This window comes from Methylocapsa sp. S129, from assembly GCF_009765995.1.
GTDB lineage: Bacteria > Pseudomonadota > Alphaproteobacteria > Rhizobiales > Beijerinckiaceae > Roseiarcus.
Genome location: NZ_LMUI01000011.1, coordinates 391,621 through 415,110 on the forward strand (window position 1 = coordinate 391,621; position 23,490 = coordinate 415,110).

Here is a 23,490-nt window from a genome sequence, read left to right on the forward strand (position 1 = left end):
GCCAGCGGGGATGCAGGACGCCCATGACTCGAATGTGGAGACCCGCGCCGCTCCGCGCAAGTTAAGCACGCGCCGGGGCGCGAAGCGAGCGGCCATCAACTTTTGCGCCGCAGCCGGGCCGCGAAGAACCCGTCGAGGCCGGACATGCGCGGCGTCAGCCCGCGCAAATGACAAGGCAAGGTTCTGAGATCGCCGGCGGGCGACAGACATTCGGCCAGGCCGCCGATCTCTTCAACTTCGATCGGCAGCCGCCGCACATCGGGGTTTCGCCGCAACAGCGCGCCGATATGCGCTTCGCCTTCCTCCGGCTCCAGCGAGCATGTGCAATAGACGATGAGGCCGCCCGGCTTGGTGAGCGCCACCGCCTTGTCGAGGAGTTGCGCCTGCAACGCGACAAGCGGGGCGAGATCGCCGAGCCGTTTGGTCCAGGCGACGTCGGGATGGCGCCGGATCGTGCCGGTGGCGGTACACAATGCGTCGAGCAGCACGGCGTCGAATGGGGGCGCGTCGAAGGATAGCGCGTCCGCGACGGCGATTTCAGCATCCATGCGTAAACGTTCGAAATTGACCGCGAGGCGCTTCAGCCGTTCGGCGGAGCGGTCGACCGCGGTCAGGCTGGCTCCCGTCAGGGCGATCTCCGCGCTCTTGCCGCCCGGCGCGGCGCAAAGATCGACGACGCGCATGCCGGACGAAGCCCTCAGCAATCGCGCCGGCAGCGCGGCGGCGGCGTCCTGCACCCACCATTCGCCCTCGCTATAGCCTTCGAGTTCGGGTACCGGAACGTGCGATTCAAGCCGCACGGAGCCGGTCGGCAAGACAATCCCGCCAAGGCGACGCGCCCAGCCCTCAGGATCACTCTTGACGCTGAGGTCGAGCGTCGGCTCATCGCGATTGGCCATCGCGATGGCCTGCGCGGTCGCTGCGCCATAATTGGCGCGCCAACGCGCCGCCAGCCAGGCGGGCGTATCGTCGTCGAGCGCACTGGAGCCATCGAGAATTTCCTGCCGCTCGCGCACGATATTGCGCAGGACGCCATTGACAAGCGCGGCGAATGGCGCGGCTGCCGGTTCGGCTTTGGCCGCGCGCACGGCAAGGTCGACGGCGGCATGATCGGGCAGATCGAGAAACAGGATCTGGGCGACGGCGACGACAAGCGTCCATTCCAGTGCGCCGGATTTTTTTGGCAGGCCCTTGTCCAGGAAGCGGCCGAGCGCTTTACGAATCGTACCGAGCCGGCGGAGAGAAACGGTCGCGATCGAGCGGGTCAACGCCCGGTCGCGCGGATCGAGGCCGGTCAATCGCGCATGGGCGTTTTCGCCCGAGAAGCGCTCTTCCAGAGGACGGCCCGCGGTCAGCGTATCGGCGAGAATCTGGGCGGCGGCGATGCGCGCCGCCAGGCCTGGCGCCAGCGGTTCGGGCGGCGGCGCGGATTGACCCGCCGGGCGTCGTCTGAAATTTGCGTTATGCGAGCGGCCCGGGGGCTTCAAGCCTTTGACCTCATCGAATCAGAGAGCGGCCTTCCGTCTGACAATAACAACAATGAACGCAAATTCTCCGCCCGATTTCCAAAATGAGGGTGAGGCGCAGTATCATGGCGCCAACCCGAACGGCAACTCGGCTCCTCCATGAAGAGTTCCCTTCATGGAGATTGCGGCATGAAACAGGAGGACGGAATGGCGAAGGCGCCTGAGACGTCGCCGTCAATCGAAGCGAACGGCGAGCCTGGCCGCGTCGACGAAGAAGCTTTGCAAAACAGACGCACCGCCGCCGCGCAGCGCGCCTTGGCGGAAGCGGAGGAGCGACGGCGGCGCGCCGCTCCGCCGCTTCCCCCTGAGTCCAACGGACGGGGCGGCCTTGAGCCGGTCCGTTACGGCGATTGGGAGGTCAAAGGCCTGGCGAGCGACTTCTAATTCAGCGCGACAGCCTCGCGCGGAGAAGAAACATTGCGACGAGCCCCATCGGTCCGCTCCATCCACCAGAGCGGTCTCGAACGCGTGATCGTTTTTCTCGCGCGTCGATCCGAACGGTCACAACTCGGACTTGTTTGGTCTCTATGTCGAGGGGATCGTCCCGATCGTCAGCAGGAGGCCCTCGATGATACTGCGTGAGATCGTTCATACCTGTTCCAACGCGCATATCGCACGCGCCGCGCTTGCCTCGATCGGCGGCGATTTCGCGAAGCAATTTGCGGCCGACGCATCGCGCCGCAATATGTCCGCGGGCGTGCTTGCTGCGCATATGGTTAAGGAATTCTCAATCAGGGCCGATGACGACGGATGGGACGGCGTCGACGAAGCCGTGCGCGGCGCCGACCAGCCGATTCTGTCGGGCTTGCGTTATATTCTTTCGCAAGGTTTGCGCGACAGGAGCAATTCGCCCGACGCGCCTGACGAGCGCGGCTCCGCGCCCTGGATTCATCGCGCCGCGCCGGCGAGCTGCTGGTGCGCCTGAGATTTTGAGAAAACAAAGCCGCGCCTTGCCGCCGCCGCCGATCCGGGCGAGATTGCTCCTTCATTGGCGCCGCGGCGCTGAGGGAGGGTTGTTTGCGTCTGGTCCGCCGTCTCATTGCCTTGCTCGTTGTCCTGGCGGGTCCCGCCTTCGTCGCTCCGGCCTTCGCGCAGGCCTCGCGGCTTGACGACATTCTCGCGCGCGGAATTTTGCGCGTGGGGACGACGGGGGACTACCGACCCTTCACCGCGCTTGACAAGGCGAGCGGCGCCTATTCCGGCTTCGATATCGATCTGGCGCAATCGCTAGGCGCGGCGCTGGGCGTCAAAGTCGAATTCGTGCCGACAAGCTGGCCGAGCCTAGCCAAGGATTTCGAATCCGGCGCCTTCGACATCGCAATGGGCGGCGTTTCCGTCACGCTCGATCGCGCCAAAAAGGGGTTTTTCTCGGCGCCCTATATGCGCGAAGGCAAAACGCCGATCGCGCGCTGCGCGGAGAAGGACAAATACCAGACGCTCGCGCAAATCGATCGGCCGGGCGTCAAGGTCATCGCCAACCCCGGCGGCACCAACGAGCGATTCGACCGCGCCAATCTTCATGCCGCGCAGATTATTGTTTATCCCGACAATCTGACGATTTTCGATCGAGTCGCCAGCGGCGACGCGGATCTGATGATCACCGACGCCTCCGAAACGCGCTTCCAGCAGAAGCTTCACGCCAATGCGCTCTGCGCCATCCATCCCGATACACCCTTCGACTTTGCCGAAAAGGCCTATTGGATGCCGCGTGACGCAGCGTTGAAAGCTTTCGTCGACCAATGGCTGCATCTGTCGATGGAGAATGGCGCGTTCGCCGCCGTCTATTCCAAATGGTTCGAATGATCATCTCGCGAATTGGGCCGTCATGACATTCCTCGGCGTGGATTGTGGGACTTCCGGGCTCAAGGCCGTGCTTGTCGACGACGACGAGCGGATTCTTGGCGCGTCGACTCAGAACTATCGTCCCGCCAATCCGCATCCGCTGTGGTCGGAACAGAATCCAGACGATTGGCGCGACGCGATGTTCGCCGCCATGGCCGCTTTGGCGCGCGAGGCGCCGGCGGCGATGCGCGCGGTGGCGGCGATCGGCTTTTCCGGGCAGATGCACAGCGCTGTCCTGCTCGACGAAGCGGACCGGCCGTTGCGCCCCGCCATTCTGCATAATGACACGCGCGCCTTCGCCGAAGCGCGCGAACTGGCCGAGCGTCATCCCGAACTGGCTGCGATCACCGGCGTCAAGCCGATGGCGGGCTTCACCGCGCCCAAGCTGATCTGGCTGCGCCGCCATGAGCCCGAGGCGTTTGCTCGAATTCGTTGCATCCTATTGCCCAAGGACTATCTGCGCTTCTGCCTCACCAGCGAAAAGCGGACCGATATGAGCGACGCGGCGGGAACCTGGTGGCTCGACGAGGCGCGCCGCCAATGGTCGCCAGCGGCGCTCGACGCCAGCGGCGTCGACATCGCTTTGATGCCGCCACTGGTGGAGGGATCGCAGGCGGCGGGCTTGCTGCGCGATGAGATCGCCGATCGCTTCGGCATGCCGCGCCGCATCATCGTCGCCGCCGGGGGTGGCGACGCGGCGGTCGGCGCATTGGGGATTGGCGCCGTGCGGCCCGGCGCATCCTTTGTGTCGCTAGGCACATCGGTCCAGTTGATCGTGGCGTCCGATCGCTATTCTCCAGCGCCTGAACTTCTGGTTCATAGCTTCGCCCATGCTCTGCCGGCGCGCTGGTACCGGATGGCGGCGATGCTGAACGGCGCCGGCGCGCTCGCTTTCGTCGCACGGCTGCTCGGCTCCAGCCCCGCCGAGCTGGAGCGAGAAGCCGCGCAGGACTATCGCGGGCCCGGCGAACTCCTCTGCCTTCCCTATCTCTCGGGCGAGCGCACGCCGCATGACGACCCGCATGCGCGCGGCGTATTCTTCGGCCTGTCCCATGCAACGACCCGCGTCGATCTCGCCCGCGCCACAATGGAAGGCGTGGCGCTCACTCTGGTCGACGCTCGCGATTGCGTCGAAAGCGGCGCGGCGCGGATCGGCGCGGTCGGGCTTATCGGCGGCGGCGCCAAAAGCGCGTTGTGGACGCGCATGATCGCCTCAGCGCTTGAACGTACGGTCGTTCGCTACCGCGATGGCGAGACCGGCCCCGCCTTCGGCGCGGCGCGGCTCGCGCGCCTCGCCGCGACAGGCGAGGCGCCAGAAGATTTGTGCAAGGCGCCAGACATCGCGGACGTGACGGAACCAGACCCGGCATTGGCCGCAGCGTTCAAACCGCGCATCGAACGGTTCAGGAGCCTGTACCGCGCGCTGAAGTCGGAATTCGCGGCGGGATGATTCCTGTCACGTCGTTGCGAGCCGAGCCCAGACGCGCGCCGCTCAATGGGTATGCTCCAGCAGCGACTCGGGCGCGCCGGAAGTTTGCAGCCCGCCGGCCGCGATCCAGGCGCGCGTGTTCGCCTCCGATTGATCGACCAGGCTCGCGCAGGCCGAAAAATCGTAAGGAGAAATTTCCAGCGGGCACAGGCTCGGCACGACGCATATGTCAGCCTTATCGGCGTAGCGCTCGACATCATTGACCAATTGACGCGACACCAATTGGCTGATGCCGTGCATCGCCCGCGCCGCGACGCCTGTCGGAGCTTTGCGCAAAGCGCAGGCGAAGCCCGTCGGCAGAACGAGCAGGCGGGTGGCGCCAAGGCGGATCGCGGTCGAGATCGGCGTATTGTCGGCGATGCCGCCATCGACGAGCGCGCGCCCGTCGATAAGCATCGGCGGGAAAACGCCGGGGATCGCAGCACTCGCCAGAATCGCCTCGACGACGGGTCCTTGCGACAGGACGACTTCCTGGCCGGTCAGCACATCGGTGGCCACGACATGGACCGGGATCGCCGCCTGCTCAAGAAGCTTATAGGGGATATGACGTTCGAGCAGGACACGCAGCGCATGATTGTCGAAGAGATAGCCGCGCCGTCGCACGATGTTCATCGCGGTCGCGAGCGTGAGCGGCATGACGTCGTTGCGCGTGATCCCGCGCCAGATCGCCTGCAGCTTGCGCGCGCCGGTCAGCGAAGGATCGGCGGCAAAATAGCCGGCGTTGATCGCGCCAACCGAAGCGCCGACGATAAAGTCGATCGGCTCCCCTGCGGCCATCAGCGCGCCGAGCATGCCGGCCTGCACCGCCCCCAGACTGCCGCCCCCAGCCAAAACGAGAGCGGTCTTGGATGCGAGCGACATGGGCAATTCCGTGACGAGGTTCGAGAAGGGTCTTCCCAGGGCGTGACGGGACGAGTATGCCGCAAACCACCGCGCCTCGCACGTTTTCAGCGCCTCGGTCTGGCGTGGGCCGATTTTGGAAAGCACGCCGTCTTATGAAGATCGCGCCATGCCGGGATGAAGAACTGGAGGAGATCGCCGCCCTGGTCAACGCAGCCTATCGCGGCGAGACATCGCGAGTCGGCTGGACCTCGGAAGTCGAATTGCTGGGCGGCCAGCGAACTGACGCCGGCGCTTTGCGCGCCGACCTCACCACGGCGCCGGGCGCGACGATCCTAACGATGCGCGCGCAGGAGGGCGGCGCGATCATCGGCTCCGTCTGGCTCGAACCTTTGGGCGCCGGCGCTTGTTATCTTGGCATGCTTACGATCGACCAGACCCGCCAGGCCGACGGCCTCGGCCGCGCGCTGCTCGCGCATGCCGAAAACTTTGCCTCAGCCGCCGGCGCAAGCAGGATGCAGCTTACCGTGATCGAGCAGCGTGAAAGCCTGATCGCCTGGTACGTGCGGCGCGGCTACCGGCGAACGGGCGAGGTGAAGCCGTTTCCCTACGGCGACGAACGCGTCGGGGAACCGAGGCGCGCGGATTTGCGGCTGGCGGCGTTTGAGAAGGGGATTTGAGGGGGCGTAAGTGAGGGCGATGGGTCGCGTCGGCTTGGTCAAAACCGCCAGCCGCCATTGCGAGCAAAGCGAAACGCTGGCGCAGCGCCCTAAAAACAATGGTTTTTAACGCCGCGAATAGCGCGATCACACCATCCTGGGCTTTCCAAGGTTCTTGCAAATCCCCACCGCGGCTCAGAACAGAAAATATCTCTGCGCCATCGGCAGTTCCGTCGCAGGGTCGCAGACCAGCAATACGCCGTCCGCCGTCACCGCATAGGTCTCCGGGTCAACCTTGATATCGGGCGTCGCGTCGTTGTGGATGAGGCTCTTCTTGGAGATGCCGCCGCGCGTGTTCTCGACCGCGACGAGGCGTTTCTGGACCTTGAGCTTGGCGCCGAGCTTGTTGTCGACGGCGGCCTGGGAAACGAAGGTCAGCGAACTGCCGGTGCGGGCGCGTCCGTAAGCGCCGAACATCGTCCGGTAATGCACGGGCTGGGGCGTCGGGATCGAAGCGTTGGGGTCGCCCATCGGCGCGGCGGCGATCACGCCGCCCTTGATGATGAGATCGGGCTTCACGCCGAAGAAGGCGGGCGTCCATAGAACGAGATCGGCGAGCTTGCCCTTTTCGACCGAGCCGATGTGCTTTGACACGCCATGGGCGATCGCCGGGTTGATCGTATATTTGGCGACATAGCGCTTGGCGCGCGCGTTGTCGTTACGGCTGGTGTCGGAGGGCAGCGGCCCGCGCTGGCGCTTCATCTTGTCGGCGGTCTGCCAGGTGCGGATGATGACTTCGCCGACCCGGCCCATCGCCTGGCTGTCGGAGGACATCATCGAGAGCGCGCCAAGATCGTGGAGGATATCCTCGGCGGCGATCGTCTCCTTGCGGATGCGGCTTTCGGCGAAGGCGAGATCCTCGGGGATCGAACTGTCGAGGTGATGGCAGACCATCAGCATGTCGAGATGTTCGTCGAGCGTGTTGCGCGTGAAGGGACGCGTCGGATTGGTCGAGGACGGCAGCACGTTGGATAGGCCCGCGACCCGGATGATGTCGGGCGCATGGCCGCCGCCCGCGCCCTCGGTATGGAAGGCGTGGATCGTCCGGCCCTTGAAGGCTTTGATGGTGTCCTCGACGAAGCCCGATTCGTTCAACGTGTCCGAATGGATCATCACCTGCACATCGTAATCGTCGGCGACGGAGAGGCAGCAGTCGATGGCGGCCGGCGTCGTGCCCCAGTCCTCGTGCAGTTTCAGCGCGCAGGCGCCCGCCTCGACCTGTTCGACCAGCGCGGCCGGCTTTGAGGCGTTGCCCTTGCCGGCAAAGCCGAGATTCATCGGGAATTCGTCGGCGGCCTCGATCATCCTGGCGATATGCCAGGGGCCGGGCGTGCAGGTGGTGGCGAAAGTGCCGGTCGCCGGCCCGGTGCCGCCGCCCAGCATCGAGGTGACGCCCGACATCAAGGCTTCCTCGATCTGCTGCGGGCAGATGAAATGAATATGCGTATCGAAGCCGCCGGCGGTGAGGATCTTGCCCTCGCCCGCGATGATTTCCGTGCCCGGCCCGATAATGATGGTGACGCCCGGCTGGATGTCGGGATTGCCCGCCTTGCCGATGCCGACGATCAGCCCGTCCTTCAGCGCGACATCGGCTTTGACGATGCCCCAATGGTCGAGGATGACGGCATTGGTGATGACGGTGTCGACCGCGCCGCGGGCGCGCGTGACCTGGCTCTGGCCCATGCCGTCGCGGATCACCTTGCCGCCGCCGAACTTCACCTCTTCGCCATAGGTGGTGAAATCCTTCTCGATCTCGATGAACAGTTCGGTGTCGGCGAGGCGGACACGATCGCCTGTCGTCGGGCCGAACATGTCGGCATAGGCGGCGCGCGGCAGAAACGCCCGGGCCGGTTCGTTGCGCAGTTTCGCCATGGGAACAGCCTCAAAACGTCAGGAGTTGGAAAAAGCCGATGGGGCGTCGCTCAAAGCTTGCCCATGATATCGCCGCGCAGCCCGAAGACCTGCCGCTTGCCGGCGAGCGCGACCAGATGCACTTCGCGGCTCTGCCCAGGCTCGAAGCGCGTCGCGGTGCCGGCGGGAATGTCGAGGCGAAAGCCGCGCGCCTTGGCGCGATCGAACTTCAGCGCCGGATTGGTTTCGAAGAAATGATAATGCGAGCCGACCTGGATCGGCCGATCGCCGCTATTGGCGACTTTGAGCGTCAGGGTCTCGCGGCCCTCGTTCATAATGATCTCGCCGGGCTCCGTCACCACCTCGCCAGGCGTCAGCGCGGTTGAAGCGCCGCGGATCGGATGGTGAACGGTCACCAGCTTGGTGCCGTCGGGGAAAGTCGCCTCGATCTGGATGTCGTGAATCATCGAGGCGATTCCATCCATCACCTGGTCGCCTTTGACGACATGCGCGCCCGCCTCCATCAACTGGGCGACGGTTTTCCCATCGCGCGCGCCTTCGACGACGAAATCGGTGATCAGCGCGATCGCCTCCGGGTGATTCAGCTTGACGCCGCGCTCAAGGCGACGGCGCGCGACCATGGCGGCCATGGCGATCAAAAGTTTGTCTTTTTCGCGCGGGGTGAGGTTCATCGGATGGGACGAGTCCTTCGCAAAGCCTTGTTTCAAACGTGCAAGAGGGGCGCCGTCTTCAGGACCAGACGCGCGGCGCGGCGCGCCCCCGCAGCGCCATCATGACCGCGACCACGACGGCGCGCAATCTGTCCGGCGAGGGGGAGGCCAGTCGGGCCAGCGTCAGCCCGTTAAAGGCGCTGGCGCCTGCATCGAGCCGCTCGTCGCCGCGCTGACCGGAATCGTCAAGCACGGCCCGGATTTTGTCCAGTTGCGCCTGCGCGTCGGGCGCCGCGATCAAAATGGAGGCGATGGCGCGGGCGCCGCGCCCAACGGCCGGCCGATCAAGAATGGCGCTGGCATGATCGAGGCGAAGTTCTTCGGCGAAGACGAGCCGGCCCCCTCGCCTGATCCGCCAGGAATCGCGTAAAGAAGCGTCGATGCTGCGCTCGCCCATCGCGATGCGGCCAAAGATGACCGCTTCGACAAGAAGCAGCGAGGCGTCGGCGGCAAGATCGACCGTCAGCCGACGCCGGAATCGCGCCCCCTCAAAAAGGATCGTCTCCTGCGGCAGCCATTCCAGACGCGCGCCCGCGCCAAGGGTTGCGCGCGCGTCAACCTCGCTCGTCTCGCCATCGGACCGGTAGATTTTCTCGGCCGACTGGGTGGTGAAGAGAACTTGCGCGCCGGCTCCTAACTCGATCGCGGCGTTCGCATGATCGCCCCCGACCATTCCCCCGCCGGTATTGATCAGCACCGCCTCGCAGCCGGCGGCCGTTCGGGGAAAGCGCAGCCGCAGCCCTCCCGTCTCGAACACGCGCGCCGGTTCCGTGCGCGCGCCGACCCGCGCGAAGTCCGCGCGCGCCTCGCCGCGGGCGCGCCGCGCGAAGCCTTGAGCGTCTGGCGGAACCGGATAGGCAGGCTCCGTCATTGCGGCGGATTGGGATCGAGATTGGGCTTGGGCTTATGTTTGCGCCTGGCCGGAGGCGGGACCTGGCTCTTGTCGGCGACTGGCGAGGTTTCGTCGAATCGCGCTTTCAGGAACGCCGCCCGCGCCTCGGTCAGACGCGTCGCGCAAAAGCTATGCGCGCTTTCGCGGGAATAGTCGCGGCAGGTCTCCTGGCGGTCCGAGGAAAAACGGGACTGATCGCGGGCGAGATCATTGGCTTTCGCCGGGTCGTTCAACCGCGTGGTCAAAGCGCGATAATTGGCGACCATGACGGCCTCTGCGCGGCCTCGCGCCTGTTCGATCGGCTTGGCCTGCGTCGCAAGACTGGCCCCCGCCGGCCCCCAAAGGCCGGACGGGCTGGCCTGACAATCGGCCTCCTGGAAAATGCAGGCGCGCAACTGAGGCGGCACCAGCGCCGCCCCATCGAGAACATCGAACTCGAACGGACAGGCGGGAATGTCGACGGCAAAACGCAGCAATCCGTCAGGCCGGCCGAGCGCCCTAGTCTCGATCGCCGTCCCGCCGCCGACATCGATCCGGCACTGTCGGGTCGAGTCCGAAATGACTTCGCCGAGCATCGTCAGCCGATCGATCTTCAAGGCGTCCGCGCGGCCGGAAAATTGCAATTGCCCGCTGGCGCCATTGAGCAACAAGGCGCGCCCGACCAGAGTCTCGACGCCGGGCGGCGCATAGATCGCCTCGACCTTCGGCGGTCTCTTGGGGCGGGAGACTTTTTCCACGGTTCCCGCCGGGTTGGGCGCGACGGCGCCCGGCAGAGCAAGCTGGGCCGACGCCGGCGACGCGGCAAGAATCATGCACAGGGCCGATGCGGCCAAGGGACGTTTCATTCCTGACCCATAATGTGGGTTGATGAAAAGTGGAAGTCGCTTTTGCTCGCGCCCTGGATGTTTGGCTGACCCGGACTGGAAGAATTTACGCCCGCGACGGACTGGCGCTGAAACCCGGGCGTTACTCTATGCCGGCCCGGGCGCCGTGGGCCCGCCGCCCGCCTTGCGCCCCGCCTAAGCCCCTCTTATATACCGCCCAACCATGCAGGGATTCTTGGGGACGGGGTCTTTCTAGGAATCGAGTCTGCTGAAATTTGGGACAGTCCATCGGGGACCGGACGGAGAGGACGCGGCCAGGTTTGGCCAAATCCAACGCCGTCCAGAGCCGGGCCGCTTCGGGGCCTCGTGGTCTCGCGAAAGAGTGAGGATGTAGGAATGGCTAAAGTAATCGGCATTGATCTTGGCACCACCAATTCATGCGTCGCCGTCATGGAAGGCTCGACGCCCAAAGTCGTCGAGAATTCGGAAGGCGCGCGCACCACGCCCTCGATCGTCGCGTTTACCGACGACGGCGAGCGCCTCGTCGGCCAGCCGGCCAAGCGCCAGGGCGTCACCAATCCCGAGCGCACGTTTTTTGCGATCAAGCGGCTGATCGGCCGCCCCTTCGACGACCCGATGACCAAAAAGGACATGGGTCTCGTCCCCTATAAGATCATCAAGGCCCCCAATGGCGACGCCTGGGTGACGGCGGACGGCAAGCAATATTCGCCTTCCCAGATTTCGGCCTTCATTCTTCAGAAGATGAAGGAGACGGCGGAGGCGCATCTGGGCTCCCCGGTGACGCAGGCCGTCATCACGGTTCCCGCCTATTTCAACGACGCCCAGCGTCAGGCGACCAAGGACGCGGGCAAGATCGCGGGCCTTGAGGTTCTGCGCATCATCAACGAGCCGACCGCGGCGGCGCTGGCCTATGGCCTCGACAAGCGGAAAGCCGGCACGATCGCGGTCTATGACCTTGGCGGCGGCACGTTCGACGTCTCGATCCTCGAGATCGGCGACGGCGTTTTTGAGGTGAAGTCGACAAACGGCGACACCTTCCTCGGCGGCGAAGACTTCGACATGCGCCTCGTCGAATATCTCGCGGGCGAGTTCAAGAAAGAGCAGGGCATCGACCTCACCAAGGACAAGCTCGCTCTGCAGCGCCTGAAGGAAGCGGCCGAAAAGGCCAAGATCGAGCTTTCGTCGGCGACCCAGACGGAAATCAACCTGCCCTATATCACGGCCGACGCGACGGGTCCCAAGCACCTGACCTTAAAGCTGACCCGCGCCAAGTTCGAGGCGCTCGTCGACGATCTCGTGCAGAAGACGGTCGAGCCGTGCCGCAAGGCGCTGAAGGACGCCGGCCTGTCGGCCGGCCAGATCGACGAGGTCGTGCTCGTCGGCGGCATGACGCGCATGCCCAAGGTGCAGGAAATCGTCAAGCAGTTCTTCGGCAAGGAGCCCCATAAGGGCGTCAACCCGGACGAAGTCGTCGCCATCGGCGCCGCGATCCAGGCGGGCGTTTTGCAGGGCGACGTCAAGGACGTGCTGCTGCTCGACGTAACGCCGCTGTCGCTCGGCATCGAGACGCTCGGCGGCGTGTTCACACGCCTCATCGACCGCAACACGACGATCCCGACCAAGAAGAGCCAGGTTTTCTCGACGGCTGAGGACAATCAGACCGCCGTGACGATCCGCGTCTTCCAGGGCGAGCGCGAGATGGCGGCCGACAACAAGCTGCTCGGCCAGTTCGATCTCGTCGGGCTGCCTTCCGCGCCGCGCGGCGTGCCGCAGGTCGAGGTCACGTTTGACATCGACGCCAACGGCATCGTCAACGTCACGGCGAAGGACAAGGCGACCAATAAGGAACAGCAGATCCGCATCCAGGCTTCAGGCGGCCTGTCGGAAGCCGACATCAACAAGATGGTGAAGGACGCCGAGCTGCACGCCGCTGACGATAAGAAGCGGCGCGAGTTGATCGACGTCAAAAACCACGGGGAATCGCTGATTCACGATTCCGAGAAATCGCTGAAGGAATACGGCGACAAGGTCTCCGAAGCCGACAAGAGCGCGATCGAGGGCGCGGCGGCCGCGTTGAAGAGCGCGCTTGAAGGCGAAGACGTCGAGGCGATCAAGGCCAAGACCAACGACCTGATGCAGGCGCAGATGAAGCTTGGCGAGGCCATGTATAAGGCCCAGCAGGCCGCAGGGCCTAGCGAGGGCGCCGGGGGGCCTGCCGGCGGAGAGGCCAAGGACGACGTCATCGACGCCGAATTCAAGGAAGTCGACGACGACAAGAAGAAGTCGGCCTGACGTCGCGGCCAGGGCCGCGGTCGGTCTTGTCGCGATGAGCAAGGCGGCAGGCGCGGAGATGATTAACCGCTTTGAAAGAAGCGGGGCGCCATCTTCGCGCAAACGCCGGTAATTCAGCCTTTTCAGCCGGGCCGCTATCTGCGATGACTTGACGAGACGCAGAGCGGATACGAAATATCGGCGCATTGCTTGATTGATTGAACCACTCAATGACGAATCGGACTGAAGCAGACGTGGCCAAACGCGACTTCTACGAGACATTAGGCGTCGCTAAAACCGCCACGGAGGCGGAACTCAAAAGCGCCTTCCGTAAAGCGGCCATGCTTTGCCACCCGGATCGCCATCCCGGCGACCATCAGGCCGAGGCCCGCTTCAAAGAGCTGAACGAAGCCTATCAGGCGCTGTCCGACACAACCAAACGCGCGGCTTACGATCGCTATGGCCACGCCGCCTTCGAGCAGAATGGCGCGGGCATGGGCGATGGCTTCGCCTCGTCGATGGCCGACATATTCGACGATCTGTTCGGCGACATGATGGGCCGGCGCGGCGGCGGGCGCAGCGCTTCAGGCAAGGAGCGCGGCGCGGACCTGCGCTACAATCTCGAGATCACGCTGGAAGAAGCCTATAACGGCAAGAACGCGACGATCAAACTGCCGACCTCGGTGACTTGCGAAACTTGCACCGGCACGGGCGCCAAGGCGGGCTCGAAGCCGCATGTCTGCAAGACCTGCGCGGGCCATGGCAGGGTTCGCGCACAGCAAGGCTTTTTCGCGATCGAGCGCACATGTCCGACTTGCCAGGGACGCGGACAGACGATCGACAATCCTTGCGACCGCTGCGCCGGTTCTGGCCGGGTCACGCGCGAGCGCACGCTTTCGGTCAACGTGCCCGCTGGCGTCGAGGATGGCACCCGCATCCGCCTAACCGGCGAGGGCGAGGCGGGACAGCGGGGCGGATCGACGGGCGATCTCTATATCTTTCTCTCGATCAAACCGCATCCGTTCTTCCAACGCGACGGCGCCGATCTCTACTGCCGCGTGCCGATCTCGATGGTTCAGGCGGCGCTCGGCGGCGAATTCTCGGTACGCGCGGTCGACGGCGGCGACGCCAAGGTGCGCGTGCCGGAAGGCGCCCAATCGGGGCGCCAGTTGCGCATTCGCGGCAAGGGCATGCCGGCCCTGCGCTCCCGGGATTTTGGCGACCTCTATATTCAGGTCAATGTCGAGACGCCCCAGAATCTGACGCGCCGCCAGCGCGAATTGCTCGCCGAATTCGACGCCGAATCGTCGCAGAAAACTCACCCGGAGAGCGCCGGCTTCTTTTCCAAAATGAAAGAATTCTTCGAGGGGCTCGGCGGTCAATGAAACGACCTTCCCCCGCTCGCGCTCCGTCCGCGATCGTTGCGGTTCCGGCCAGTGGGAGCGTCGTTTGGCTCGGCTATTGAAGAAGCGCGTCGATCTTTCCAAAATGCGGGCGCGCCTGCGCTCCGGGCGCCCGCTAGGCGACGAAGTTCGCTTTCTCAAAACTTTGTTCGAGAGCCCGAGGCTGACCGGCGCGGTCTCGCCGTCGGGCCGTTTTCTCGCGCGAGCCATGGCGCGGGCGGTCGGGCCGGTTCGTGAGGGACTGGTCGTTGAACTCGGCCCCGGCACCGGGCCGGTGACCCGGGCCCTGATCGAGCAAGGCGTTCCGCCCGACCAATTGATTTTGGTTGAATATGAAGCGACGTTCTGCCGACTGCTGAGCCAGCGCTTTCCAGGTGTGCGTGTGGTGCAAGGAGACGCCTACGCGCTGAGGCGCACGCTCGCCGATTTGGCCGACCGCCCGATTCGGGCCGTCGTCTCAAGCCTGCCCCTTCTCAATCAACCGCCGGCGCGTCGCGCCGCCCTGATCGAAGACGCGTTTGCGCTGATGGCGCCGGGCGGCGTTTTCGTCCAATTCACCTATGGCGTGGCGTCGCCTATTCCTCGCCCCGCCAGCGCCGGCCGATTCTCCGCGCATGCGACCGCGCCGATTTGGCTGAACCTGCCGCCGGCGCGCGTATGGACCTATCGCGCCGATCCCAACGCCAGCGCGCCGGCGCCGCTTTTTTCGAGATTATGCGAAGGCGCCGACCGCATGGGCGAAGAATGGGTCGGGAAGGCCGAAGCGGCCGGCCGTCTGCTCCGCGCCAAGAGGGGTAAATTGGGCGCGAAAGTGCGCGCTCACGCCAAGGACATCCTCAGCGAGGCGCGGCGCCGCAAGCCGCTCGATATTTTTCGCAATCTTCCGCCTCGGGATTGATCGCTCGGCGCGTCAGGAGAACTCATGCGCAGGACTATTCTCCCCCGCGAGCGGTTGATTGTCGCGCTCGATATGCCCGATGTCGCGCAGGCTGAGCGGCTTGTCGCTGAAATCGGCGACAGCGCCAGCTTCTACAAGATCGGGATGGAGCTCGCCTATGGCGGCGGATTCGACCTTATCGCGCGGCTCGCCGCCTCCGGCAAACAGGTCTTCCTTGATCTCAAGCTGCATGACATTCCCAACACCGTGGAGCGCGCGGTCGCCCAGGTCGCGCGTCTTGGCGCGACATTTCTCACTGTCCACGCCTATCCACAGACCATGCGCGCGGCGGTGGTTGGCCGCGGCGGCTCTCCCCTCAAACTGCTGGGCGTTTCGGTGCTCACGTCCTACGACGACGGCGATCTGAAGGAGGCAGGCTACGCCTATGAGGTCAGCGCCCTCGTCGCGCGGCGCGGTGCGCAGGCTGTAGCCGAAAAGGTCGACGGCCTTGTCGCCAGCGCGGCGGAAGCGGCGATGCTGCGCGCCCGTCTCGGAGACGATCTCATTCTCGTTATTCCGGGCATTCGCCCCACTGGGGCCAAAGCCGGCGATCAGAAGCGCGTCGCAACGCCCGGTCAGGCGATCAGAGATGGCGCGGATTATCTGGTGGTGGGCCGGCCGGTGACACAAGCGTCCGATCCGCGCGCCGCCGCGCAAGCGATTGTCGCCGAGATCGCAGACGCGCTAACATAGGCTCGCATCTCCCTTCACCGAGCGTTCACCCCGGAGTCTTCCATGCCCAAAGGCTATGTCATCGCCCGTGTCGACGTCACCAATCCGGAGGCTTACGCCCAATATGCCGCAGCCGCCGGCGAAGCGATCAAGAAACACGGCGGGAAAGCGCTTGCGCGAGGCGGCCGTCACGAAGCATTGGAGGGGCAGGCGCGCGGCCGCAATGTGGTGCTGGAATTCGACAGCTTTGAGGCTGCGCGCGGCTATTATTTCTCGGCCGACTATCAGGCCGCCAAGGCCAAGCGCGAAGGCGCGGCCGTGACCGAATTCGTACTCGTCGAAGGGGTGTGACGATGGCCAAAGGCTATTGGATCGCCCATGTCGATGTGACCGACCCCGAGGCTTACAAGGGCTACCTTGCGGCCAACGCTATCGCTTTTGCGAAATTCGGCGCCCGTTTTCTTGTGCGCGCCGGTCGCGGCGAGGTGAAAGGCGGCGCTTTGCATCCTCGCCATGTCGTGCTCGAATTCAAGGATTACGCCACGGCGCTGGCTTGCTACGAATCGGAAGAATACCGCCGCGCCATCGTCATCCGGGACGCGGCGAGCGTTTGCGACATTGTGGTCGTCGAGGGCTATGACGGACCGCAGCCAGGCTGACGGCGCGCAAAAAGGGGACAGATATGGCCGACATGCGGCTCGTTGTGACGGGCGCCGCGGGGCGCATGGGCCGGATGCTCATCAAGACGATCCATGAAACGCCTGGCGCCGTTCTCACAGGGGCGCTGGAGCATCAGGGCTCGATCGCTTTGGGAGAGGACGCCGGGCTATTGGCAGGCTGCGGCAAGGCGGGCGTGCCGATCTCCGCCGATCCGCTCGCCGCCATTCTATCGGCCGACGGCATAGTGGATTTCTCGACGCCATCGGCGAGCGTCGAATTTGCCGCGCTCGCCGCGCAAGCGCGCATCGCCCATATCATCGGCACGACAGGTCTGTCAGCCGAAGACCTCAAGCGCATCGGCGCGGCGGCGCGTCACGCGGCGATCGTGCAATCGGGCAATATGAGCCTTGGCGTCAATCTCCTCGCCGCTCTGACCCGCCGCGTCGCCAGAGCTTTGGGCGAGGATTTCGATATCGAGATCGTCGAGATGCACCACCGCATGAAAGTCGATGCGCCGTCGGGCACGGCTTTATTGCTGGGCGAAGCGGCGGCTCAGGGACGCGGAATCAACTTGAGCGAACGCTCGGCGCGCGGCCGCGACGGCCATACCGGCGCTCGCCGGACCGGCGATATCGGCTTTGCCTCGTTGCGCGGCGGCACGGTCGTGGGCGATCACAGCGTGATTTTTGCGAGCGAGAGCGAGCGTATCGAACTCACGCATCGCGCCGAAGACCGTGTGGTTTTCGCACGCGGCGCGGTGAAGGCGGCGCTTTGGGCGCATGGGCGCAAGGCCGGTCTTTATTCGATGGCCGACGTGTTGGGGCTGAACGAAGCCTGACGGGAACGCTGGCGTAAAAAAAGCCCGGTTCGATTGCTCGAACCGGGCCGGAATTATTCTTCGCTATCGGAGCTTTAGCGACGATCGCCCGTCAACTGCAGCAACGCCGTGAAGATATTGATGAAGTCGAGATAGAGCCGAAGGGCGCCGAACACCGACTTCTTCTGCGCCATTTCATAGCCGTCGCCAGCATAATATTGCGCCTTGATCGACTGCGTATCCCAGGCGGTGAGGCCCGCGAAGATGCCGATGCACAGGATCGACAGCGCCCATTGCAGGCCTGTGCTCTGCAGGAAAATATTGACGACGCTGGCGATGATCAGGCCGAACAGGCCCATCATCAGGAAGGAGCCCATCGCCGACAGATCGCGCTTGGTCGTATAGCCATAGAGGCTCAGAGCGCCAAAAGCCGCCGCCGTCTCAAAGAACACCCGGCCGATCGAGGCGCCGGTGTAGCGAATGAGCAAAGCCGACATCGACAGGCCGATCAGCGCCGCGAAAAGGAAGAAGGCGTTGCGGGCGGTCGACACCGAAATCGCATTGATGCGCGCCGAAATGAAAAACACCACGGCGAGCGGCGCCAGCACGATCACCCAGCGCAGCGGCGAAATATAGATCGCATTGCCGAAATCGGTCAGGCCGACGATGCGCCCCGCCTCATTTTCGACGACGCCAAGCTTGAACGCGCCGACCGCAAGAAGGCCGGTGATGCCAAGCCCAAGAGTCATGTAATTATATACGCCGATCATATAGGCGCGCAGGCCCTGATCGATCGCGCCCACGCCGGACCGGGCAACGCCGGCGCCGTAACGAGCGTTTGCTGTGCGGTCATAGTCGGACATCGAAATCCTCGTTGAGTTGGTCGCGCGCCAAACCGGCCCGGTCGGGTCGGCAGGAAACGCTCCCTCCCAATATGGTCCCGCGCGCCGTCGCACGCAAGGGATTCCCGCTTGGGATCGATAACCGCGTCATTACAAATCGTTAACCCGCAACAGCGGATCGCGGAAGCGGCGGCGCTAACCGCTATTGCGTAGGCCGGCCGAAATCCCGTTGATCGTCAATTGGATCCCGGTTAGGACCTTCTCGTTGCCGGCATGGGCGCGGTGCAGCTTCAGCAGCTCGACCTGCACATGATTGAGCGGATCGAGATAGGGGAAGCGGTTGCGGATGGAGCGATCGAGCAAAGGATTGCTCTCCAGCAGGTTCGTCTGCCCCATGATCGCCAGCAAAGCGTCGATCGAATCATGCCATTCCCGGCTGATCTGCGCAAAGATCGCCTCGCGCAGCTTCACATCGGGCACCAGCGCTGAATAGCGCGAGGCGATCGCCAGGCTGCTCTTGGCCATCACCATGTCCATATTGGACAGCAGCGTGCGGAAGAACGGCCATTGCCGATGCATGTCCTTGAGCTGGGCGAGCCCGCCCTTCGGGTCGGCGGCGATGAATTCCTTCACCGCCGAACCGAAACCATACCAGCCCGGCAACATGAGCCGGCATTGCGCCCAACTGAACACCCAGGGGATCGCGCGCAAATCCTCGATTGCGGTGGTTTTCTTGCGCGAGGCGGGGCGCGAGCCGATATTGAGCGTGGCGATTTCAGTAATCACGGTCGAAGCCCAGAAATAGCGCTCGAAACCCTCGGTTTCATATACCAGTCCGCGATAGGCCTTGTAGGCGCTTTGCGACAGGGTCTCCATCGCGCTGAGATAGGCGGGATCCGGCGCGGCGACCTTCTCCTGCAGCAGGCTCGCCTCCAGCGTGGCGGAGGCCAGAATCTCCAGATTGCGCCGCCCGACTTCAGGATTGGAATATTTGCTCGAAATGATTTCGCCCTGTTCGGTGATGCGGATCTGGCCCTGTACCGCCCCGCCCGGCTGCGCGAGGATCGCGTCATAGCTCGGGCCGCCGCCGCGCCCGACCGATCCGCCGCGTCCGTGAAACAACCGGATGCGCACGCCATGGCGCCGGAAAACGTCGATCAGGCCGATCTCCGACTTATAGAGCTCCCAACCGGAAGTGACGAAGCCGCCGTCTTTGTTGCTGTCGGAATAGCCAAGCATCACCTCCTGCTCGCCGCCCTGATTGTCGACGAGGCGGCGATATTCGGGAATGGCGAGCAGGCGGTCCATGACGCCGACGCAGGTTCGCAGGTCGTCGATCGTCTCGAACAGCGGCACGAGGTTGAGTGCGCAGCGCCCGTCGGCGCCGACAAGGCCGACCTCCTTGAGCAGCAGCGCCAGCTCCAGCATGTCGGACACGCCTTGCGCCTTGGAGATGATGCTGGTGCGGATCGCGGCCGCGCCATAGGTCTTGTGGATCCAGGCGGCGGTGCGGAAAACGCTCAGCTCCCCCTGCGTCTCCTCGCTATATTCGAAGAACGGCGAAACGAGCGGACGCGGCGAGCGCAATTCCTGCAGCAGCAGCGCGATGCGCGCCTCCTCGTCGAGCTTGAGATATTCGACGCCCGGGATAGCGGCGGCCAATAGCTCGGCGACCGTCCGCTCATGCACATCCGAGTTCTGGCGCAGATCCAGCGGCGCGAGATGGAAGCCGAAGCAGTCGACGGCGCGGCGCAGGGAGCGCAGGCGGCCGCGCGCGAGAATGGCGCCGCCGCTCTCCTCCAGCGAGGCCACGATAACATCGAGATCGGCGGCCAGTTCGGCCGCGGTTCCGTAAGGCGGCGCATCGGCGATAGGCCGGCGCGAGGCGACGACCTGATCGAGATCGCGCGCCGTCGCCGCAAGGCGCGAGTAAATGCCGCCAATGGCGCGTCGATAGGGCTCGTCCTCGCGATTGGCGGACCGGTCGGTCGAGCGCTCGGCCAGTGCGCTGAGCGCCGCGCTGACGGGCATCAAAGTGCCGCTCACCGAGAGTTCCGCGCCCAGTTCGTGCAATTCGTCGAGATAATGGGCAAGGGCGCGCGCGCTATGCAGGCGCATGGTTTCACGCAGGACCTCGGCGGTCACGAACGGATTGCCGTCGCGATCGCCGCCGATCCACGAGCCGACTTTCAGGAAAGAGGCGAGGCCCTTGTCCCGGACAGGGGGCGTTTGGCGCGCCAGTTCGTCCTCCAGCGCCCCGTAGATATGCGGCAGCTCCCTGAAGAACGTATAGTCGTAATAGGACAGGCCGTTGGCGACCTCGTCGAGAACCTTCAGCTTGGTCTGGCGCAGCATGTTGGTGCGCCACAGAGTCAGAATGGCGCGCCGCAGCCGTTCTTCGCTCTCCTGGAGCTCTTGCGCATTGTCCTGCATGCGCTGGCGTTCGTCGATAATCTGGGCGATTTCCAGCTCGCGCGTCAGCGTGCTTTTGCGGCGCACTTCGGTGGGATGGGCGGTCAGCACCGGGCTGACCAGCGCGCCGTCGAAGAAGGCGCGCAAGGCTTTGGCGTCGATGCCCGCTTCCTGCGCGCGTTTGAGGGCATGCGCCATGGTGCCCGCGCGGGGCGCCGATCCCGCCACGACATGGGCGCGATTGCGGCGGATGTGATGCTGGTCCTCGGCGATATTAGCCAGATGCGAGAAATAGCTGAAGGCGCGCACGATCGCGAAAGTCTGGTCGGCGGTCAGGCTATCGAGGATCGCCTCCAGTTCGCGCCGCGCCCCCACTTCATTGTCCCGATGGAAGCGAATCGAGGACTGGCGGATGCGCTCGACAATGTCGAACACCGCCCCGCCCTCCTGTTCGCGCACCGTATCGCCCAGAATGCGGCCGAGCAGCCGGATGTCGTTGCGCAGGGGAAGATCCTTCTCCTCGTCCTGCGTCGGCGGCGTCTGGATCTGGGAGCGCGTCTCATGCGTTTGAACGACGGAAGCGATCGACATTGGCGGCAACCCTTTGAACGCCGACCCAAGGGGTCGGCTGGCCAGGCTCTGGTCGTCTATGTTGCGGCGCATCATCGCGCCAAGCAAGAGCGCCTTTGGCGAGCGAAGCAAAATATTGGCCAAGTCCGGGCGCCCCCCGGCGACGCGCCTCAATTTTGCGCGGCCTCGGAAGTTCCACGCCTCGGTCTCAATCCCGACGCAAAATCCCGTTGCAAATGCGGTTCTGAGCGCTTGGGCGCGGATGGTGACGGGGAAGCCTTGATGCGCAACGCGACCGCTGGACTGCGTCGGCAGGCGATGTTCGCTGCCTTGGCCTGCGCGCTTCTGGCCAGCGTTCTGGCCACCCTCTCAGGGGCGCGGCTTCGCACCCATGCGGATACGGCTTTCGACCCGCCCATCCTGGTCAAGTCCGTCGCCGTCGATCGAACGCGCGTCGTAAACGAGGCCAAGGCGCCGGACCTGCCTATCGTGCCAGCATCGGTGCAGGCGCCCGCGTCGACAAAGGCGCAAAACCCGCTCGTCCACAAGCTCTGTGGCGTTTCGCCGTGCCATCATTTGGCTGCTCTGCCGCCGGCGCCGCCCCGCCGACCCGCAGCGTCTTCGGAGGGCGCGACGGTCGAAGTGGCGCTCACGACGGTTGCGCCAGAGACGGACAAGCACCCCCGCTCCTTGTCGGACCGTCTCTTGTGGCCTGTCGGAAGCCTTCGCGATCGCGTCGCCGGGCTGATATCGTCGCTGTGAATGGATGCGTAATCTTGTGACCGGCTACGCTATCTATATGACGTTGCGCTCGATGAGCGGACGGCCCGCCGCGATCCGCTCAAAGGCGAAGTCGGCCAGATCCAGCGTCGCATAGCGCCCTTGCGCGATCAGCTCGGCGAGGCCGCGACCGACCGCTGGCGATTGCTGGATGCCATGGCCGGAAAAGCCCGACGCAAGATAGGCATTGTCGAGGCCGGGCGCGCGCCCGACGATGGCGTTATGATCGAAAACGTTCAGGTCGTAATGGCCCGCCCAGGCGCGGCCGGGGCGGATGTTTTCGAAGGCGGGAATGCGATGGGCGAGCGCGGGCCAGATGATGTCGTCGAACTGCGGCCAGATGACATCGAAATCGTCGCTGTCAGGATCCTCGGCCTCAGGCGGCGAGATGCCGCACAGATAGGATTCGCCCTCGCTGCGCACATACGCGCCGCTGGCGTCGATGATCAGCGGGCAATGGGCGATGCGCTCCCTGGCGTTGAATTGGAACACGCAGCGCTTGCGCGCATGAACGGGGATTTCGAAGCCCATTTGTCTGGCGAGTTCGGCGGCGCCTGAAGCGCCCGCCGCATTGACGAAAGCGCCACAGACGATCCGCTCGCCATTCGCCAGCCGCACCGCTGAGATGCGGGCGCCGTCGCGCTCGACGGCGGCGATCTCGCTTTCTCGATAGACGACGCCGAGCGCGCGCGCCTTGCGCCGGAACGCCTGCATCAAGGTATAGCCGTCGAACCAGCCCTCGCCGGAACGGCCCCATGCCGCCATGGCGATCCCATCGAGATTGAGAAACGGGAAACGCGTCTTCAGGGCGTCGTGGCCGAGCAGAAGAATGTCGGCGCCCTCGGCAAGCTGGGTCGCATGATTGGCCGTCAGGATCGACGCGCCCGCCTCGCCCGCAAGATAGAGATAGCCGTTTTCGGTGAGGGGTAGATCGGGCGCTTCGCCATCGACGGCGAGAAGCTCTCCGGCCTTGCGCAGGAAGGCGACGCCATAAAGCCCAACGCGGATATTGATCGGGCTGGAAAATTGCTGGCGGACCGAACTCAGCGAAAGCGAGCTGGCGGCCTGGCGGTAGGTCATATCCCTGTCGATAACGAGGATGCGGCCCGAAAAATCCGGGTGCGCGGCCAGATGATAGGCGATGGAGGAGCCCATCACCGCGCCGCCGCCGATGACGACGTCGAAAGGCTCGCTCATTTAACGGCCCGCGTCGACAGAATTGACGAGATGTCGGTATCGGCATGCGAACGCCAGACGAACTCGCCTTTGACTTTCACGACCATGACATCATGGCCGTTGAATTTTTCGACGATCTTCGGCGCCCAATGATCCGAGAATGTTGTGAGCTTTTGGTTCAAATCGACAACAGGCATGCGCCGCGCCTTTGCTCT

Annotated in this window: 23 protein-coding genes; 13 read left to right on the forward strand and 10 right to left on the reverse strand. The window is 64.5% G+C overall.

The features are described 5' to 3' along the window. Nucleotides 1-95 precede the first annotated feature (95 nt). Nucleotides 96-1,487 carry an RsmB/NOP family class I SAM-dependent RNA methyltransferase gene (locus GSQ90_RS04285; RefSeq protein ID WP_158813565.1) on the reverse strand — a complete coding sequence of 464 codons (1,392 nt, stop codon included), beginning with the start codon at nucleotides 1,485-1,487 and terminating at the stop codon, nucleotides 96-98. Between the two features lie 168 nt (nucleotides 1,488-1,655). On the opposite strand from GSQ90_RS04285, the gene GSQ90_RS04290 reads away from it, so the two are divergent. The 4 genes from GSQ90_RS04290 to xylB all read left to right on the forward strand — a co-directional run bounded on the left by GSQ90_RS04290 (nucleotide 1,656) and on the right by xylB (nucleotide 4,818). Then, nucleotides 1,656-1,910 carry a DUF1674 domain-containing protein gene (locus GSQ90_RS04290; protein ID WP_246731400.1) on the forward strand — a complete coding sequence of 85 codons (255 nt, stop codon included), beginning with the start codon at nucleotides 1,656-1,658 and terminating at the stop codon, nucleotides 1,908-1,910. A gap of 184 nt (nucleotides 1,911-2,094) precedes the next feature. Then, nucleotides 2,095-2,451 (forward strand): hypothetical protein, encoded by a 357-nt coding sequence (locus GSQ90_RS04295; RefSeq protein ID WP_158813566.1) that lies wholly within the window; start codon nucleotides 2,095-2,097, stop codon nucleotides 2,449-2,451. A gap of 92 nt (nucleotides 2,452-2,543) precedes the next feature. Beyond that, on the forward strand, nucleotides 2,544-3,329 hold the full coding sequence (locus GSQ90_RS04300; RefSeq protein ID WP_158813567.1) for a transporter substrate-binding domain-containing protein: 786 nt from the start codon (nucleotides 2,544-2,546) through the stop codon (nucleotides 3,327-3,329). Nucleotides 3,330-3,351: 22 nt separating this feature from the next. Further along, the gene (gene xylB / locus GSQ90_RS04305; RefSeq protein WP_158813568.1) at nucleotides 3,352-4,818 is read left to right on the forward strand and encodes a xylulokinase; all 1,467 of its coding nucleotides are present in this window, start codon (nucleotides 3,352-3,354) and stop codon (nucleotides 4,816-4,818) included. 42 nt (nucleotides 4,819-4,860) lie between these two features. On the opposite strand, the gene GSQ90_RS04310 is transcribed toward xylB, so the two are convergent. After that, the gene (locus GSQ90_RS04310; protein WP_158813569.1) at nucleotides 4,861-5,718 is read right to left on the reverse strand and encodes a patatin-like phospholipase family protein; all 858 of its coding nucleotides are present in this window, start codon (nucleotides 5,716-5,718) and stop codon (nucleotides 4,861-4,863) included. A 134-nt stretch (nucleotides 5,719-5,852) separates the two neighbouring features. Between GSQ90_RS04310 and GSQ90_RS04315 the strand changes: the two genes are divergently transcribed. Next, a complete protein-coding gene (locus GSQ90_RS04315; RefSeq protein WP_158813570.1) occupies nucleotides 5,853-6,377 on the forward strand; it encodes a GNAT family N-acetyltransferase in 525 nt (174 codons plus the stop codon). 174 nt (nucleotides 6,378-6,551) lie between these two features. On the opposite strand, the gene ureC is transcribed toward GSQ90_RS04315, so the two are convergent. Genes ureC through GSQ90_RS04335 form a run of 4 tightly spaced genes read right to left on the reverse strand, consistent with a single transcriptional unit; the run spans nucleotide 6,552 to nucleotide 10,735 of the window. Beyond that, complete coding sequence (gene ureC / locus GSQ90_RS04320; RefSeq protein ID WP_158813571.1) at nucleotides 6,552-8,288, reverse strand: urease subunit alpha; 1,737 nt, start codon at nucleotides 8,286-8,288, stop codon at nucleotides 6,552-6,554. 50 nt (nucleotides 8,289-8,338) lie between these two features. After that, the gene (locus GSQ90_RS04325; RefSeq protein WP_158813572.1) at nucleotides 8,339-8,959 is read right to left on the reverse strand and encodes an urease subunit gamma; all 621 of its coding nucleotides are present in this window, start codon (nucleotides 8,957-8,959) and stop codon (nucleotides 8,339-8,341) included. Nucleotides 8,960-9,017: 58 nt separating this feature from the next. Beyond that, on the reverse strand, nucleotides 9,018-9,869 hold the full coding sequence (locus GSQ90_RS04330) for an urease accessory protein UreD (RefSeq protein ID WP_158813573.1): 852 nt from the start codon (nucleotides 9,867-9,869) through the stop codon (nucleotides 9,018-9,020). Then, nucleotides 9,866-10,735: a hypothetical protein gene (locus tag GSQ90_RS04335; protein WP_158813574.1), complete on the reverse strand. Its 870-nt coding sequence runs from the start codon at nucleotides 10,733-10,735 to the stop codon at nucleotides 9,866-9,868. The genes GSQ90_RS04330 and GSQ90_RS04335 overlap by 4 nt, the downstream gene beginning before the upstream one ends. Nucleotides 10,736-11,110: 375 nt before the next feature. Here GSQ90_RS04335 and dnaK point away from each other — a divergent pair, with 375 nt between their 5' ends. The 7 genes from dnaK (at nucleotide 11,111) to dapB (ending at nucleotide 17,516) form a co-directional block, all read left to right on the forward strand. After that, nucleotides 11,111-13,027: a molecular chaperone DnaK gene (gene dnaK, locus GSQ90_RS04340; RefSeq protein ID WP_158813575.1), complete on the forward strand. Its 1,917-nt coding sequence runs from the start codon at nucleotides 11,111-11,113 to the stop codon at nucleotides 13,025-13,027. A 233-nt stretch (nucleotides 13,028-13,260) separates the two neighbouring features. Continuing rightward, nucleotides 13,261-14,391, forward strand: a complete 1,131-nt coding sequence (gene dnaJ / locus GSQ90_RS04345; protein WP_158814218.1) for a molecular chaperone DnaJ — start codon at nucleotides 13,261-13,263, stop codon at nucleotides 14,389-14,391. A 64-nt stretch (nucleotides 14,392-14,455) separates the two neighbouring features. Beyond that, entirely contained in the window at nucleotides 14,456-15,307 is an 852-nt protein-coding gene (locus GSQ90_RS04350) for a class I SAM-dependent methyltransferase (protein WP_246731401.1), read from the forward strand. Between the two features lie 24 nt (nucleotides 15,308-15,331). Next, on the forward strand, nucleotides 15,332-16,039 hold the full coding sequence (gene pyrF, locus GSQ90_RS04355) for an orotidine-5'-phosphate decarboxylase (RefSeq protein ID WP_158813576.1): 708 nt from the start codon (nucleotides 15,332-15,334) through the stop codon (nucleotides 16,037-16,039). A gap of 42 nt (nucleotides 16,040-16,081) precedes the next feature. Further along, nucleotides 16,082-16,369: a DUF1330 domain-containing protein gene (locus GSQ90_RS04360; protein ID WP_158813577.1), complete on the forward strand. Its 288-nt coding sequence runs from the start codon at nucleotides 16,082-16,084 to the stop codon at nucleotides 16,367-16,369. Nucleotides 16,370-16,371: 2 nt separating this feature from the next. Further along, nucleotides 16,372-16,677, forward strand: a complete 306-nt coding sequence (locus GSQ90_RS04365) for a DUF1330 domain-containing protein (protein WP_158813578.1) — start codon at nucleotides 16,372-16,374, stop codon at nucleotides 16,675-16,677. 23 nt (nucleotides 16,678-16,700) lie between these two features. Next, nucleotides 16,701-17,516: a 4-hydroxy-tetrahydrodipicolinate reductase gene (dapB, locus tag GSQ90_RS04370; RefSeq protein ID WP_158813579.1), complete on the forward strand. Its 816-nt coding sequence runs from the start codon at nucleotides 16,701-16,703 to the stop codon at nucleotides 17,514-17,516. A 74-nt stretch (nucleotides 17,517-17,590) separates the two neighbouring features. Here the strand turns inward: dapB and GSQ90_RS04375 are convergent, their stop codons facing one another. Together GSQ90_RS04375 and ppc are read right to left on the reverse strand one after the other, a co-directional pair. Beyond that, nucleotides 17,591-18,358 carry a Bax inhibitor-1/YccA family protein gene (locus GSQ90_RS04375; RefSeq protein ID WP_158813580.1) on the reverse strand — a complete coding sequence of 256 codons (768 nt, stop codon included), beginning with the start codon at nucleotides 18,356-18,358 and terminating at the stop codon, nucleotides 17,591-17,593. A gap of 174 nt (nucleotides 18,359-18,532) precedes the next feature. Beyond that, nucleotides 18,533-21,340, reverse strand: a complete 2,808-nt coding sequence (gene ppc / locus GSQ90_RS04380; protein ID WP_158814220.1) for a phosphoenolpyruvate carboxylase — start codon at nucleotides 21,338-21,340, stop codon at nucleotides 18,533-18,535. Nucleotides 21,341-21,601: 261 nt separating this feature from the next. Here ppc and GSQ90_RS04385 point away from each other — a divergent pair, with 261 nt between their 5' ends. Then, a complete protein-coding gene (locus tag GSQ90_RS04385) occupies nucleotides 21,602-22,081 on the forward strand; it encodes a hypothetical protein (RefSeq protein ID WP_158813581.1) in 480 nt (159 codons plus the stop codon). Nucleotides 22,082-22,114: 33 nt separating this feature from the next. Here GSQ90_RS04385 and GSQ90_RS04390 read toward each other — a convergent pair whose 3' ends face one another. Then, nucleotides 22,115-23,296 (reverse strand): FAD-binding oxidoreductase, encoded by a 1,182-nt coding sequence (locus tag GSQ90_RS04390; RefSeq protein WP_158813582.1) that lies wholly within the window; start codon nucleotides 23,294-23,296, stop codon nucleotides 22,115-22,117. Beyond that, a complete protein-coding gene (locus GSQ90_RS04395) occupies nucleotides 23,293-23,472 on the reverse strand; it encodes a hypothetical protein (protein WP_158813583.1) in 180 nt (59 codons plus the stop codon). The genes GSQ90_RS04390 and GSQ90_RS04395 overlap by 4 nt, the downstream gene beginning before the upstream one ends. Between the last annotated feature and the right edge of the window lie 18 nt (nucleotides 23,473-23,490).

Excerpts from the sequence above, each read along its gene's own strand:
- GSQ90_RS04290 (WP_246731400.1), top strand. The coding sequence starts at position 1,656 with ATGAAACAGGAGGACGGAATGGCGAAGGCGCCTGAGACGTCGCCGTCA.
- ureC (WP_158813571.1), bottom strand. The coding sequence starts at position 8,288 with ATGGCGAAACTGCGCAACGAACCGGCCCGGGCGTTTCTGCCGCGCGCC.
- GSQ90_RS04365 (WP_158813578.1), top strand. The coding sequence starts at position 16,372 with ATGGCCAAAGGCTATTGGATCGCCCATGTCGATGTGACCGACCCCGAG.
- GSQ90_RS04385 (WP_158813581.1), top strand. The coding sequence starts at position 21,602 with ATGCGCAACGCGACCGCTGGACTGCGTCGGCAGGCGATGTTCGCTGCC.
- GSQ90_RS04375 (WP_158813580.1), bottom strand. The coding sequence starts at position 18,358 with ATGTCCGACTATGACCGCACAGCAAACGCTCGTTACGGCGCCGGCGTT.
- xylB (WP_158813568.1), top strand. The coding sequence starts at position 3,352 with ATGACATTCCTCGGCGTGGATTGTGGGACTTCCGGGCTCAAGGCCGTG.
- GSQ90_RS04325 (WP_158813572.1), bottom strand. The coding sequence starts at position 8,959 with ATGAACCTCACCCCGCGCGAAAAAGACAAACTTTTGATCGCCATGGCC.
- GSQ90_RS04330 (WP_158813573.1), bottom strand. The coding sequence starts at position 9,869 with ATGACGGAGCCTGCCTATCCGGTTCCGCCAGACGCTCAAGGCTTCGCG.
- pyrF (WP_158813576.1), top strand. The coding sequence starts at position 15,332 with ATGCGCAGGACTATTCTCCCCCGCGAGCGGTTGATTGTCGCGCTCGAT.
- GSQ90_RS04360 (WP_158813577.1), top strand. The coding sequence starts at position 16,082 with ATGCCCAAAGGCTATGTCATCGCCCGTGTCGACGTCACCAATCCGGAG.
- GSQ90_RS04315 (WP_158813570.1), top strand. The coding sequence starts at position 5,853 with ATGAAGATCGCGCCATGCCGGGATGAAGAACTGGAGGAGATCGCCGCC.
- dnaK (WP_158813575.1), top strand. The coding sequence starts at position 11,111 with ATGGCTAAAGTAATCGGCATTGATCTTGGCACCACCAATTCATGCGTC.
- dapB (WP_158813579.1), top strand. The coding sequence starts at position 16,701 with ATGGCCGACATGCGGCTCGTTGTGACGGGCGCCGCGGGGCGCATGGGC.
- GSQ90_RS04335 (WP_158813574.1), bottom strand. The coding sequence starts at position 10,735 with ATGAAACGTCCCTTGGCCGCATCGGCCCTGTGCATGATTCTTGCCGCG.
- GSQ90_RS04390 (WP_158813582.1), bottom strand. The coding sequence starts at position 23,296 with ATGAGCGAGCCTTTCGACGTCGTCATCGGCGGCGGCGCGGTGATGGGC.
- GSQ90_RS04310 (WP_158813569.1), bottom strand. The coding sequence starts at position 5,718 with ATGTCGCTCGCATCCAAGACCGCTCTCGTTTTGGCTGGGGGCGGCAGT.
- GSQ90_RS04395 (WP_158813583.1), bottom strand. The coding sequence starts at position 23,472 with ATGCCTGTTGTCGATTTGAACCAAAAGCTCACAACATTCTCGGATCAT.
- GSQ90_RS04295 (WP_158813566.1), top strand. The coding sequence starts at position 2,095 with ATGATACTGCGTGAGATCGTTCATACCTGTTCCAACGCGCATATCGCA.
- ppc (WP_158814220.1), bottom strand. The coding sequence starts at position 21,340 with ATGTCGATCGCTTCCGTCGTTCAAACGCATGAGACGCGCTCCCAGATC.